This is a genomic window from Micromonospora tulbaghiae (genome assembly GCF_900091605.1).
Classification (GTDB): Bacteria; Actinomycetota; Actinomycetes; order Mycobacteriales; family Micromonosporaceae; genus Micromonospora; species Micromonospora tulbaghiae.
In genome coordinates this window covers 360198-372558 of record NZ_FMCQ01000006.1, presented here as the reverse complement: position 1 = coordinate 372558, position 12361 = coordinate 360198, and the positions used below count along the sequence as shown (strand labels likewise).

Below are 12361 nucleotides of genomic sequence, written 5' to 3'. Positions count from 1 at the left end.
TTTCGTTCGCGACTGCGGGACTCCGCTCCGCTGCATTCCTCGCGCTCACTTGACAGCCTTTCCGTCCAGGACCGTCGGCTCGCCGCGCAGGAAGGTCGCCACGATGCGACCCGGCAGCGTCATGCGGGCGTACGGGGTGTTGCGACTACGGCTGGCCAGCTCCGCGGGTTCGATGACGCGGCGGGCGGCCGGGTCGACCAGGGTCAGGTTGGCCGGTACGCCGGGCGCCGGGTCGAGGCCGTGCCCGGCCAGCCCGGCGATCCGGGCCGGCGTGCGGGACATCCGCTCGGCGATCAGGTCCCAGCGGGGGCCGAACACGTCGAGCGCGATCGACAGCGCCGTCTCCAGACCGAGCATGCCCGGCCGGGCGTACGCCCACTCGCACTCCTTGTCCTCCACGGCGTGCGGCGCGTGGTCGGTGGCGATGATGTCGATCACGCCCTCGGCCAGCGCCTCCCGCAGCGCGGCGATGTCGGCGGCGGTACGCAGCGGCGGGTTGACCTTGAAGACGGGGTCGTAGCTCTCCGCCTTGGCGTCGGTCAGCAGCAGGTGGTGCGGCGTCACCTCGGCGGTGACGCGTACCCCGCGCGCCTTGGCCTGACGCAGCACCTCGACGCTGCCGGCGGTGGAGACGTGGCAGACGTGCAGGCGGCTGCCGACGTGCTCGGCCAGCAGCACGTCCCGGGCGATGATCGCCTCCTCGGCGACGGCCGGCCAGCCGGTCAGGCCGAGGCGGGTGGACACCTCGCCCTCGTGCATCTGCGCGCCCTCGGTCAGCCGGGGCTCCTCGGCGTGCTGGGCGATCACGCCGTCGAACGCCTTGACGTACTCCAGCGCCCGGCGCATCAGCCGCGGGTCCGACACGCAGTGCCCGTCGTCGGAGAAGATCCGCACCCCGGCCGCCGAGTCGGCCATCGCGCCCAGCTCGGCCAGGCGCTCGCCGGCCAGCCCGACCGTGACCGCCCCGATCGGCTGCACGTCGACCAGGCCGGCCTCCCGGCCGAGGCGCCAGACCTGCTCCACCACACCGGCGGTGTCGGCGACCGGCGAGGTGTTCGCCATCGCGCACACCGCCGTGTAGCCGCCGAGCGCCGCCGCCCGGGAACCGGACTCGACCGTCTCGGCGTCCTCCCGGCCGGGCTCGCGCAGGTGAGTGTGCAGGTCGACCAGGCCGGGCAGCGCGACCAGGCCGGTCGCGTCGATGACTGTGGCGCCGTCCGCGGCGAGCCCGCGGCCCGTCCCGGCCACCACGCCGTCGCGGATGAGCAGGTCGGTCGGCTCGCCGCCGACCACACTGACGCCTGTGATGAGGTACGCGGTCACCGGTTGTTCCCTCCGAGCAGCAGGTAGAGCACGGCCATCCGCACGGAGACCCCGTTGGCGACCTGTTCGACGATGGTGGAGCGGGGCGAGTCGGCCACCTCGGGCGTGATCTCCATCCCCCGGTTCATCGGGCCGGGGTGCATGACGATCGCGTGCCCGGGCAGCCGGCGCATGCGCGGCCCGTCGAGCCCGTAGCGGCGGGCGTACTCCCGGGCGGACGGGAAGTAGGAGTCACCCATCCGCTCGCGCTGCACCCGCAGCATCATCACCACGTCCACATCTGGGAGAACGGCGTCGAGGTCGTAACAGACGTCGGTGCCGGGCGCCAGGGCGGCGGCGATGTCGACCGGGATGAGCGTGGGCGGGCCGACCAGTGTGACCTTCGCGCCGAGCGTGGACAGCAGCAGCACGTTGGAGCGGGCCACCCGGGAGTGCAGCACGTCGCCGACGATCGCCACGTGCAGGCCGTCGAGGCGGCCCAGCCGGGACCGCATCGTGTACGCGTCGAGCAGCGCCTGGGTGGGGTGCTCGTGGGTGCCGTCACCGGCGTTGACCACCGACCCGTCCACCCATTCGGCGAGCCGGTGCGGGGCGCCGGAGGCGGGGTGCCGGACGACCACCGCGTCCGCGCCCATGGCCTGGAGCGTCAGCGCGGTGTCCTTCAGGCTCTCGCCCTTGGCCACGCTGGAGCCCTTGGCGGAAAAGTTGATCACGTCGGCGCTGAGTCGCTTGGCGGCCGCCTCGAACGAGATCCGGGTGCGGGTGGAGTCCTCGTAGAAGAGGTTGACCACGGTGCGCCCGCGCAGCGCGGGCAGCTTCTTGACCTCGCGGCCGGCCACCGTCGCCATCTCCGCGGCCGTGTCCAGGACCAGGGTGGCGGTGCCGGCGTCCAGGTCGGCGCCGGAGAGCAGGTGCCGGATCATGCGCGTCGCCGCCTTTCGTTCGCGACTGCGGGGCTCCGCTTCGCTGCGCTCCTCGCGCTCACAGTGAGCCTCCGTACAGCCGTACCTCGTCGGTGCCGTCGGTCTCGGCGAGGGTGACCTTGACGTTCTCGGCCAGCGCGGTGGGGATGTTCTTGCCGACGTAGTCGGCGCGGATCGGCAGCTGCCGGTGGCCGCGGTCGACGAGGACCGCGAGCTGCACGGACGCCGGCCGGCCGACGTCGCTGAGCGCGTCCAGCGCGGCCCGCACGGTGCGGCCGGAGAACAGCACGTCGTCGACGAGGATCACCCGCTTGCCGTCGATCCCGCCGGGCGGCAGGTCGGTCGGGCCGACCGCGCGGGTGGCGTGCCGGCGCAGGTCGTCGCGGTAGAGCGTGATGTCGAGCACGCCGACCGGGACTGTGACGTCCTCGAAGGTGCTGATCCGGTCCGCGAGGCGGTGGGCCAGCGGCACGCCCCGGGTGGGGATGCCGAGCAGCACGGTGTCGGCGGCGCCCTGGGTCTTCTCCAGGATCTGGTGGGCGATGCGGTCGACCACCCGCGACACGTCCGCTGCGGCGAGGATCACCTTCACCGAGGGTTGTCGCGGCGGCGACGAGTGGGCAGCCGGTGGGTAGGCCACGGCGGACCTCCTTCCCCGCCTCACGGGACGGGTCGTTAAAGGACGTCTGGTCGGCTCCGGCAGGCCCGCGCGGGGCCCGGACCGGGGCTTCACGCCACGTTACCAGCGGTCACCGGGCCGCCCACCGCCGGTCCTGAGCTGCTGGTCAGCCCGGAGAAATGGGGACAAGCCACACGTGGGTGCCGGACCCGGTGGACAGCAACACTTGACCACATGTCGCAATCCCCGTACCGTCACGCTCCGTAGCGATAGCTCGGGGAACCCGAACAGCACTGGGAGTGTCCGAATGCCCTCTGAATACGCCAAGTCGCTGGGCGCCCGCCTGCGCTCCATCCGCCAGCAGCAGGGTCTGTCCCTGCAGGGGGTGGAGGAGAAGTCGAACGGGCGGTGGAAGGCCGTGGTGGTCGGCTCGTACGAGCGCGGCGACCGCGCCGTCACCGTGTCCCGCCTGGCGGAGCTGGCCGACTTCTACCGCGTTCCCGTCTCGGAGCTGCTGCCCGACGGCAGCGGGGTGCGTCACGAGCCCACCAGCAAGATCGTGCTGGACCTGGAGCGGCTCTACGACGAGGCCTCCGAGGACCTCGCGTACGTGGCCCGCTACGCGCGCGCCATCCAGCAGCAGCGCGGCGACTACAACGGCCGGGTGCTCTCGATCCGCGCCGACGACCTGCGCGCCCTCGCGATCGTCTACGACGCCTCGCCGTCGGGCCTGATCGAGCGGCTGACCGAGCACGGCGTGCTGGTCGCCGACCCCCGGGCGTTCTTCGCGTCCTGACACCCCCGTACGACGAGAAGGGCCCGTGCCGGCTGGCACGGGCCCTTCGTCGTTCCGGCGCGCGTCAGCGCGTGGCGTACTCGGCGATCCGGCCGAGGATGCCGTTGAGGAAGCGGGGCGAGTCGTCGGTCGACATCTGCCGGGCCAGCTCCACGGCCTCGCTGATCGCCACCGCGTCGTCGATCTCGTCGACGTAGAGCAGCTCGTACACGGCGATCCGGGCCAGGTTGCGGTCGACCACGGGCATCCGCTCCAGCGTCCACCCCTCGGCGTAGCTGGCGATCGTCTCGTCGATCCGGTCGAGGTGCGCCGCCACGCCCTCGACCAGCCCGACCGCGTAGCCGAGGTGGTCGGGGCGCGGCTGCTCGATCCGTTCCAGATAACCGGCGAGCACCTCGACCGGCGGGCGGTCCCGCAGGTCGGCCTCGAAGAGCACGTCCAGCGCCCGCTTGCGCGCCTTGCGACGCGCCGGCATCTGCTGCTTGGGGCCCTCGGCCATCAGGCTCGGCCGAGGTAACGGCCGTCGCGGGTGTCGACCTTGATCTTCTCACCGGTGGTGATGAACAGCGGCACCTGCACGGTCGCGCCCGTCTCGACGGTGGCCGGCTTGTTGCCGCCGGTCGACCGGTCGCCCTGAAGGCCCGGCTCGGTGTAGGTGATCTCGAGCACGACCGAGGTCGGCAGCTCGATGTACAGCGGCACGCTCTCGTGGGTGGCGACTGTCGCCTCGGCCTCGGGGAGGAGGTAGTTGGCGGCCTCGCCGACGGTGGCGCCGGGGACGGTGATCTGGTCGAACGTCTCCAGATCCATGAAGACGTAGTCCTCGCCGTCGGCGTAGAGGTATTGCATGGTGCGCTTGTCGACGGTCGCGGTCTCGACCTTGGTGCCCGCGTTGAAGGTCTTGTCGACCACCTTGCCGGACAGCACGTTCTTCAGCGTGGTGCGCACGAAGGCACCACCCTTACCGGGCTTGACGTGCTGGAACTCGACGACGGCCCACAGCTCGCCGTCCAGGTTGAGTACCAGGCCGTTCTTCAGGTCGTTGGTGGTGGCCATTTCCTGCCTTGATCATCAATTGGCGGACAGACCGTCCAAGTCTACTCGCTCTGTCGAATCGGACTCGCGCCACGGAACGGACCCCGCGCGAGCGCCGCCGAGCGGGACCGGCTCAGGCGCCTGCGGCCGACCGGGCGGCCACGTGGTGCAGCGCCAGCCGGTAGCCGTCCACGCCCAGGCCGCAGATCACCCCGGTGGCCACCGCGGAGACCACCGAGTGGTGCCGGAACTCCTCCCGGGCGTGGATGTTGGAGATGTGCACCTCGACCAGCGGGCCGCGCAGCATGGCGCAGGCGTCCCGCACCGCGATCGAGTAGTGCGACCAGGCGGCCGGGTTGAGCACCACCGCGGCCTGTTCGTCGGCCGCCTCGTGCAGCCAGGCGAGCATCTCGTGCTCGGCGTCGGTCTGCCGGACCACCACGTCCAGGCCCAGCTCCCGGCCGTGCCGCTCGCAGTCGGCCACGAGCTGGGCGTAGCTGGTCACCCCGTACACGTCGACCTGACGGGTGCCGAGCCGGCCCAGGTTCGGCCCGTTCAGCACGTACACCCTCACGAGCTGATCTCCTCGTACGCGGCGGCGAGCAGGTCGTCCGGCGGCGCCTCCAGGATCGCCGGGCGGGCCGGCCCGTCGAGCACCACGAACCGCAGCCGGCTGCCCCGGGCCTTCTTGTCCACCCGCATCGCGGCCAGCAGATCGGGCCAGGCGTCGGCCCGGTAGCCGGTGGGCAGGCCGAGCGCGGTCAGCACCCGGCGGTGCCGCTCCGCGTCGGCCGCGTCGAGCCGACCGGCGAGCCGGGCCAGCGTGGCGGCGTAGACCAGGCCGACCGCCACCGCGTGGCCGTGCCGCCAGCGGTAGCCCTCCACCTTCTCGATCGCGTGCGCCAGCGTGTGCCCGTAGTTGAGCACCTCGCGTACCCCGGATTCGCGCAGGTCCCCGGCGACCACGTCGGCCTTCACGCGAACCGCGCGCTCGACCAGTTCCCGCAGCACCGGCCCGGCCGGGTCCAGCGCGGCGGCCGGATCCCGCTCGACCAGGTCGAGGATGACCGGGTCGGCGATGAACCCGCACTTGACCACCTCGGCCATCCCGGCGGCCAGGTCGGCCGGGGGCAGGCTGTCCAGCGTCGCCAGGTCGGCCAGCACTCCGGCCGGCGGGTGGAACGCGCCGACCAGGTTCTTGCCGGCGGCCGTGTTGATGCCGGTCTTGCCGCCCACGGCGGCGTCGACCATGCCGAGCAGCGACGTCGCGACCGGCACCCAGCGCACGCCGCGCAGCCACGTGGCCGCGACGAACCCGGCCAGGTCGGTGACCGCGCCGCCGCCCACCCCGACCACCGCGTCGGTACGGGTGAACCCGGCGTCGCCGAGCCGGTCCCAGCAGGCCGCCGCCACGTCGACGTGCTTGCCCGCCTCCGCGTCCGGCACCTCGATCAGCAGCGGTGTCACGCCGCCCTCGCGGACCGCGTCGGCGAGCTTGTCGGCGAGCGCCTTGAGCGGCGGCGCGTGCAGGAAGGCCACCCGCTCGGCGCCGGGCAGCAGCCGGGGCGGCGGGGCCAGCAGGTCACGTCCCACCAGCACGTCGTACGGCCGCTCGCCGCCGACCGGGATCCGGGTCACCTCGTCCATCGCGGGCAGCCTAGTCCAGCGCGCCGCCCCCGCGCGGCCGTTGTCCACTGGCTGGGTGTTTGCCCGGCCGCACGGCGGGTAGGGCGGCCGGAATGAGTGAGACGACGGCACACACGACCCGGCCGGAGACGGCCACGAGCATCCGGCTGCCCGCCACGATCCTCGGCGTCGGGCTCGGCGGCTTCGTCGACGGCATCGTCCTGCACCAGGTCCTCCAGTGGCACCACCTGCTCAGCAGCACCGGCAGCGACCGCATCGGCGTCCGGGAGTACCCGGTGGACACCGTGCCCGGGTTGCAGATGAACACGCTCTGGGACGGCCTGTTCCACGTGGTCACCTGGGTGGCGGTGCTGACCGGCCTGGCCCTGCTCTACTCCCGTGTCACACACTCCCGGGGCCGGCTGTGGCGCTCGCCGATGCTGTGGGGCTGGGCGCTCATCGGCTGGGGCCTGTTCAACCTGGTCGAGGGCATCATCGACCATCACCTGCTCGGCATCCACCATGTGCGCAGCGGCCCGAACCAGCTCTGGTGGGACCTCGGGTTCCTCGCCCTCGGCGTGGTGCTGATCGCTGTAGGCTGGGCGATCCAGCGCCGCGCCCGCGCGGTCGACCTCTGCGCGCCGGAGCGCCGGTGACAGTGGCCCACGCCGGGCACGCCGCCGGTGACTTCCCGGCGACCGCGCTGATCCCGGTGGCGTTGTTCTGGGTGTACCTGGCCGCCGCGCTGCGGCTGCGCGACCCGGGCGGACCGGGCTGGGCGCACGCCCGCACGGCGAGCTTCGGGCTGGGCGCGCTGCTGCTGACGGCCGGGCTGCTGTGGCCGGCCGGTGACTTCGTCGGGCACATGTGGCAGCACCTGCTGATCGGCATGCTGGCGCCGCTGGCGCTGGTGCTCGGCGCCCCGGTCACACTGCTGCTGCGCACGCTGGACCGGCGTACCGGCCGGAGGCTGGTACACCTGCTGCGGCACCCGGTCGCGCGGGTGCTCGGCCACCCGGTGACCGGGCTGCTGCTCACCGCGGGCGGGCTCTGGCTGCTCTACCTCACCCCGCTGTACCGGGCCACGCTGGACAGCCCGGTCCTGCACACACTGGTGAACCTGCACTTCCTGCTCAGCGGCTGCCTGTTCGCCTGGTCGATCGCCGGTCCGGACCCGGGCCCGCACCGCCCCCGCGTACCGGTGCGGCTGGTGGTGATCGGCGTCGGGGTGGCCGCGCACGCCACCATCGCCCAGCTGCTCTACGCCGGGCTGTTCGTGGACGTGCCCGCCACCGCCGCCGAGCTGCGGGCCGGGGCGACGCTCATGTACTACCTGGGTGACCTGGCCGAGATCGCGCTGGCGCTGGCGCTGCTCGCCACCTGGCGACCGGAGCGGAGCCCTCGGCGCCGGGCGCGGAGCTCTCGCCGCCGGGCCGGACGCCGGACGGCCGGGACCGCTGCGGCCAACGCCTGACCGTCCACCTCGCGCCGGCACGCCGTCTCACTCGCCCATGACGTTCCACCCACCGACGTCACGCGCGCCGACTGGAACACCACGTGTGCCACAACGCCCGGGAGACACCCACGGCGTTCCACCGAAGGAGCCGGGCGCCGGGCGCAGCCGGGCGGGGCGGGTCAGGGCTTGAGCAGCGCGGCGATCTCCGCCGCCAGCTCCTGCGGCGTACGCCCGTCGGTGACCACGGTCGCGGTCGCCACCTCGGCGTAGAGCGGGCGGCGCTGGTCCATCAGGTGCTTGAGCGTGGCGCGCGGGTTCAGTGCGAGCAGCGGCCGGCCGGCGCCGAGACCGACCCGCTTGAGCGCGTCCGGCAGCTCCACCGACAGGTGCACCACCGTGTGGCCGATCAGCGCGGCCCGGTTCTCCTCGGCCAGGACCGCGCCGCCGCCGAGCGCGAGCACGCCCGCGTGCGACGCGAGCGCCGCCGCCACGGCGGCCCGTTCGAGGGTACGGAAGTGCTCCTCCCCCTCGTCCACGAAGATCTCCGGGATCGGCTTGCCGGCGAGGTTCTCGATGTCGGCGTCGGTGTCCCGGAAGCCGACGCCGAGCGCCTCGGCGAGCGCCGTGCCGACTGTGGTCTTGCCGGAGCCGGGCGCACCGACCAGCACACAGACCGGCCGGGTGCTCATCGTTGCCACCTTTCGTTCGCGACTGCGGGACTCCGCTGCGCTGCGTTCCTCGCGCTCACCGGACGACCAGGCTGTCGAGGTAGCCGGCCAGGTTGCGGCGCATCTCGGCGACCGAGTCGCCGCCGAACTTCTCCACCGCCGCCTCGGCCAGCACCAGCGCGACCATCGCCTCGGCCACCACCGCCGCCGCCGGGACCGCGCACACGTCGGAGCGCTGGTTGATCGCGGTGGCCGGCTCGCCGGTGGTCACGTCGATCGTCGCGAGGGCCCGGTTCAGCGACGAGATCGGCTTCATGGCCGCCTTCACCCGCAGCGGCTCACCGGTGGTGATGCCGCCCTCCAGGCCACCGGCCCGGTCGGTGATCCGCCGCACGCCGGTCGCGGTGGGCACGATCTCGTCGTGCGCCTCGGAGCCGCGCGAGCGGGCCTGCTGCCAGCCGTCGCCGATCTCCACGCCCTTGATCGCCTGGATCGACATGAGTGCGGTGGCGAGGCGGGCGTCGAGCTTGCGGTCCCACTGCACGTGGCTGCCCAGGCCCGGCGGTACCCCGTACGCGAGCACCTCGACCACGCCGCCGAGCGTGTCGGCGGCCTTCTTCGCGGCGTCGACCTCGGCGACCATCCGGGCGCTGGCCTCGGCGTCGAGGCAGCGCAGCGGGTCGGCGTCGATGCGCGCGGCGTCCTCCGGCGTGGGGCGCAGACCCGGCTTGACCGCCACCGGCCCCAGCTCGACCACGTGCGAGACGATCTCCACGCCGAGCGCCTGGCGCACGAGCGCCTTGGCGACGGTGCCCACAGCGACCCGGGCGGCGGTCTCCCGGGCGCTGGCGCGCTCCAGGATCGGCCGGGCGTCGGTGTGCCCGTACTTCTGCATGCCGGCCAGGTCGGCGTGCCCCGGGCGGGGACGGGTCAGCGGCGCGTTGCGGGCCTGGCTCGCCAGCTCCTCCGGGTCGACCGGGTCGGCGGCCATCACGGTGCGCCACTTGGGCCACTCGGAGTTGCCGACCCGGATCGCGACGGGGCTCCCGAGCGTCACGCCGTGCCGGAGCCCGCCGATGATCTCGATCTCGTCCTGCTCGAACGACATCCGGGCACCCCTGCCGTAGCCGAGCCGGCGCCGGGCCAGCTCGCCGGAGATCTCCCCGGTGGTCACCTCGATGCCGGCGGGTACGCCCTCCAGCATCGCGACGAGGGCGGGTCCGTGCGATTCACCTGCAGTCAGCCAGCGCAACACGACGGTCAGTCTGTCACGCCCGGTGGTCACCGGCGTACGCCGCCCGCCGCGTCCCGCCCTGCGGACGGGCCCGTCCGCGCACCGGTCACACCGGTCCGGCGCCGACCCGTTCCCGTGCCAGGGCGTCGGCCATCGCGGCGCGTGGCGCGGCGACGCCGGTGAACTGCTCGAACTGGCCGAACGCCTGGGCCAGCAGCAGGTCCAGCCCGGAGACGACCCGGCATCCGGCGGCGAGCGCCGCCGCCGCGAGCGGCGTGGGCCACGGGTCGTAGACGACGTCGAAGAAGACGGACTCCGGCCGCCAGTCGAAGTTGTCCGCGAGGGGGTCGGCGACGCCCTTGGGAACTGTGGAGATCACCAGGTCGGCGCGGGCGTGGGCCGGCGCGCCGTCCCATTCGGCGCCGGCGAGCGGCACGCCGGCCGCCTCCGCGACCGGGCGCATCTCGTCGACCGCCTCGGGGCGGCGGGCCACCACTGTCACCTCGGCCGCCCCGATCCGGGCCGCCGCCGCGATCGCGGCCCGGGCGGTGCCGCCCGCGCCGAGCACGGTGACGACCGCCCCGGCCACGCAGCCGGCGCCGGTGAGCACTTCGACCATGCCGGTGACGTCGGTGTTGTCCGCGTACCAGGTGCCGTCGGGCCGGCGTACCAGCGTGTTGGCGGCGCCGACGGCGGCGGCGAGCGGCGAGACCTCGTCGGCCAGCGCGAGCGCCGCCTCCTTGCCGGGCATGGTCACCGACAGCCCGGCCCACTCCGGGCCGAGGCCCGCGACCAGGCCGGGCAGGTCGTCGGCGCCGGCTTCGATCCGGGTGTACGACCAGCCGGTCAGCCCGGCCGCCGCATACCCGGCGGTGTGGATCACCGGGGAGAGCGAGTGGGCGATCGGCTTGCCGACAACAGCGGCGCGGCGGGCAGCCGAAATGTGCACAGCCTCTGTCCCCCGAGTGACGTCGTGCCTAGAGAACGCCGTTCTCCTTGGCCTTCTCGATGTTGCGCTCATGCTCGGCGTTCGTCGTCGCGAAGGCCGAGTGTCCCTGCTTGTCGATGGCGACGAAGAAGAGCCACTTCTCGTTCGGCGGGTTCAGCGCCCCCTCCAGGGCCTGCTTCCCCGGGTTGTTGATGGGAGTCGGGGGCAGACCCGGGCGGGCGTGGGTGCTGTACGGGTTCTTCTCGTCGTACAGCTCCTCTCTGCGCATGTCCTTCGACGCCTTTGTCGGCTTGCCGGTCAGCTCCCAGTAGTAGTTGACCGACACGTCGAACTGCAGACAGCTGCAGGGGAAGTTGCCGCTGTAGACCCGGTTGTAGGCGACGCGGGCGATCTTGCCGAGGTCGTCCTTGTTGCCCGCCTCCGCCTGCGAGAGCGACGCCACGATGAGCACCTCGTACGGGCTGATGCCGCCGCGGTTCGCCTGCACGTTCTCGGCGAACTTCAGGTTCCCGGTGACGGTGAGGAAGTTGTCCACCATCAGCTTGAGCACGGTCTCGGCGGTGGCCTTCGGCGGGATCTCGTAGGTGTCGGGGAACAGGAATCCCTCGATTGACGGCTTGAGCTTCTTGCCGTCGGAGCGCTTGAACCACCAGTCCGGTACGCCGAGCGCCTCCGGGTCCTTCGCGGCGGCCTCGAAGTCCTTGACCGGGATGTCGGTCTTCTCGGACAGCCGCTTGTAGACCGTCTTCGCGGTGAGGCCCTCGGGGATGGTGATCCCGTTGACGATCTTGTTCTTGAGGTCCAGCAGCGCCACGACCGCCGCGTCACCGCTCATCTGCTTGCGCAGCTTGTACGTGCCGGGCTGGATGTTCTTGCTGCGCGAGTTCTCCTCGGCGGCCTCGATGAACGCCTTGGTGCTCTTCACCACGTCGACGGCGACGAGCGCGTCGGCCATGTCGGCGATCAGCGCGCCCTGCTTGATCTCGACGGTCACCTCACCGCTGCCGGAGCCGTCGTAGTCGGGGGTGACGAAGTAGTTCTGGACCCGGTCGAAGCCGTAGAACGCGCCGCCGCCGATGCCGCCCAGCAGGACCAGCGCGAGTGCGAGTGCGAGAAGGGTCTTGCCCCGGCCGCCGCCGGACTTGCCCTGGCGCCGGCGCACCGCGCCGCGCCGGTGCCGGCCCTTCTCCCCCCTGTCCGGCTCGTCGAACCCCAGATCAAGATCGTCGATCATTGCGTCCGCCTCCGCTGTGCGTCCAGCCAGCTCTGCAGAATCTCCACCGCGGCGGCCTGGTCGACCACCGCTCGTTGGCGCTTTCCTCGGACGCCCCGTTCGGCCAGCCTACGACTCGCGACGACGGTAGACATCCTCTCGTCCGTCAGCGTCACCGGAATCGGCCTCATTACATCAGCCAAACGGCTGGCATATGCTGATACGTTCACCGCCGCCGGGCCGTGCTTTCCGGCGAGGTTGACCGGCAGCCCGACCACGATCCCCACCGCCTCGTGCTCGGCGGCGAGCCGGACCAGCTCGGCCATGTCGGCGGGCACCGCGTCCGGTTCCGTCGTCAGGTCGCGGGCCAGCGTCACCAGCGGCGTGGCGAGAATGCCGTGCGGATCACAACGCGCCACCCCCACCCGGACCTGGCCGACGTCGACACCCAGCCGGACGCCACGGGACAGCTCGGTCACGAGCGGACACCTCCCCGCCGGTACGGGCCAGGGCGGACCG

At 72.6% G+C, this 12361-nt stretch carries 15 protein-coding genes; 3 read left to right on the top strand and 12 right to left on the bottom strand.

Annotation, left to right across the window (positions count from 1 at the left end; genetic code table 11):
- Positions 1 to 45 precede the first annotated feature (45 nt).
- From GA0070562_RS19890 to pyrR, 3 genes are read right to left on the bottom strand one after another with little or no spacing between them, the layout of a single operon-like run.
- Positions 46 to 1323 carry a dihydroorotase gene (locus GA0070562_RS19890; RefSeq protein ID WP_091424319.1) on the bottom strand — a complete coding sequence of 426 codons (1278 nt, stop codon included), beginning with the start codon at positions 1321 to 1323 and terminating at the stop codon, positions 46 to 48.
- Positions 1320 to 2246: an aspartate carbamoyltransferase catalytic subunit gene (locus tag GA0070562_RS19885; protein ID WP_091424316.1), complete on the bottom strand. Its 927-nt coding sequence runs from the start codon at positions 2244 to 2246 to the stop codon at positions 1320 to 1322. Before GA0070562_RS19885 ends, GA0070562_RS19890 begins: the two co-directional genes overlap by 4 nt.
- A 58-nt stretch (positions 2247 to 2304) precedes the next feature.
- On the bottom strand, positions 2305 to 2886 hold the full coding sequence (pyrR, locus tag GA0070562_RS19880) for a bifunctional pyr operon transcriptional regulator/uracil phosphoribosyltransferase PyrR (RefSeq protein WP_091424314.1): 582 nt from the start codon (positions 2884 to 2886) through the stop codon (positions 2305 to 2307).
- A 286-nt stretch (positions 2887 to 3172) separates the two neighbouring features.
- On the opposite strand from pyrR, the gene bldD reads away from it, so the two are divergent.
- Entirely contained in the window at positions 3173 to 3661 is a 489-nt protein-coding gene (bldD, locus tag GA0070562_RS19875; protein WP_013285505.1) for a transcriptional regulator BldD, read from the top strand.
- Positions 3662 to 3725: 64 nt separating this feature from the next.
- On the opposite strand, the gene nusB is transcribed toward bldD, so the two are convergent.
- The 4 genes from nusB to aroB form a co-directional block, all read right to left on the bottom strand.
- Complete coding sequence (gene nusB, locus GA0070562_RS19870) at positions 3726 to 4136, bottom strand: transcription antitermination factor NusB (protein ID WP_174361785.1); 411 nt, start codon at positions 4134 to 4136, stop codon at positions 3726 to 3728.
- 23 nt (positions 4137 to 4159) lie between these two features.
- Positions 4160 to 4717: an elongation factor P gene (efp, locus tag GA0070562_RS19865; protein ID WP_091424312.1), complete on the bottom strand. Its 558-nt coding sequence runs from the start codon at positions 4715 to 4717 to the stop codon at positions 4160 to 4162.
- A 112-nt stretch (positions 4718 to 4829) separates the two neighbouring features.
- On the bottom strand, positions 4830 to 5270 hold the full coding sequence (gene aroQ, locus GA0070562_RS19860; RefSeq protein WP_091424309.1) for a type II 3-dehydroquinate dehydratase: 441 nt from the start codon (positions 5268 to 5270) through the stop codon (positions 4830 to 4832).
- Positions 5267 to 6343 (bottom strand): 3-dehydroquinate synthase, encoded by a 1077-nt coding sequence (gene aroB, locus GA0070562_RS19855; protein ID WP_091424306.1) that lies wholly within the window; start codon positions 6341 to 6343, stop codon positions 5267 to 5269. The genes aroQ and aroB overlap by 4 nt, the downstream gene beginning before the upstream one ends.
- A gap of 92 nt (positions 6344 to 6435) precedes the next feature.
- Between aroB and GA0070562_RS19850 the strand changes: the two genes are divergently transcribed.
- Positions 6436 to 6978, top strand: a complete 543-nt coding sequence (locus GA0070562_RS19850; RefSeq protein ID WP_091424304.1) for a DUF2243 domain-containing protein — start codon at positions 6436 to 6438, stop codon at positions 6976 to 6978.
- A complete protein-coding gene (locus GA0070562_RS19845) occupies positions 6975 to 7796 on the top strand; it encodes a cytochrome c oxidase assembly protein (protein ID WP_091424301.1) in 822 nt (273 codons plus the stop codon). Before GA0070562_RS19850 ends, GA0070562_RS19845 begins: the two co-directional genes overlap by 4 nt.
- A gap of 161 nt (positions 7797 to 7957) precedes the next feature.
- Here the strand turns inward: GA0070562_RS19845 and GA0070562_RS19840 are convergent, their stop codons facing one another.
- From GA0070562_RS19840 to ruvX, 5 genes are all read right to left on the bottom strand, one after another.
- Positions 7958 to 8467 carry a shikimate kinase gene (locus GA0070562_RS19840; RefSeq protein WP_091424298.1) on the bottom strand — a complete coding sequence of 170 codons (510 nt, stop codon included), beginning with the start codon at positions 8465 to 8467 and terminating at the stop codon, positions 7958 to 7960.
- Positions 8468 to 8522: 55 nt separating this feature from the next.
- Positions 8523 to 9701: a chorismate synthase gene (gene aroC / locus GA0070562_RS19835; protein WP_091424577.1), complete on the bottom strand. Its 1179-nt coding sequence runs from the start codon at positions 9699 to 9701 to the stop codon at positions 8523 to 8525.
- 85 nt (positions 9702 to 9786) lie between these two features.
- Entirely contained in the window at positions 9787 to 10623 is an 837-nt protein-coding gene (locus tag GA0070562_RS19830) for a shikimate dehydrogenase (protein WP_091424574.1), read from the bottom strand.
- A gap of 34 nt (positions 10624 to 10657) precedes the next feature.
- Entirely contained in the window at positions 10658 to 11863 is a 1206-nt protein-coding gene (gene mltG / locus GA0070562_RS19825) for an endolytic transglycosylase MltG (RefSeq protein WP_091424293.1), read from the bottom strand.
- Complete coding sequence (gene ruvX / locus GA0070562_RS19820) at positions 11860 to 12321, bottom strand: Holliday junction resolvase RuvX (protein WP_091424289.1); 462 nt, start codon at positions 12319 to 12321, stop codon at positions 11860 to 11862. The genes mltG and ruvX overlap by 4 nt, the downstream gene beginning before the upstream one ends.
- Positions 12322 to 12361: the final 40 nt, after the last annotated feature.

What these genes read in the sequence shown, in the direction of transcription:
- efp (WP_091424312.1), bottom strand. Translation starts at nt 4,717, where the DNA reads ATGGCCACCACCAACGACCTGAAGAACGGCCTGGTACTCAACCTGGAC.
- GA0070562_RS19850 (WP_091424304.1), top strand. Translation starts at nt 6,436, where the DNA reads ATGAGTGAGACGACGGCACACACGACCCGGCCGGAGACGGCCACGAGC.
- bldD (WP_013285505.1), top strand. Translation starts at nt 3,173, where the DNA reads ATGCCCTCTGAATACGCCAAGTCGCTGGGCGCCCGCCTGCGCTCCATC.
- GA0070562_RS19840 (WP_091424298.1), bottom strand. Translation starts at nt 8,467, where the DNA reads ATGAGCACCCGGCCGGTCTGTGTGCTGGTCGGTGCGCCCGGCTCCGGC.
- aroB (WP_091424306.1), bottom strand. Translation starts at nt 6,343, where the DNA reads ATGGACGAGGTGACCCGGATCCCGGTCGGCGGCGAGCGGCCGTACGAC.
- nusB (WP_174361785.1), bottom strand. Translation starts at nt 4,136, where the DNA reads ATGCCGGCGCGTCGCAAGGCGCGCAAGCGGGCGCTGGACGTGCTCTTC.
- mltG (WP_091424293.1), bottom strand. Translation starts at nt 11,863, where the DNA reads ATGATCGACGATCTTGATCTGGGGTTCGACGAGCCGGACAGGGGGGAG.
- GA0070562_RS19885 (WP_091424316.1), bottom strand. Translation starts at nt 2,246, where the DNA reads ATGATCCGGCACCTGCTCTCCGGCGCCGACCTGGACGCCGGCACCGCC.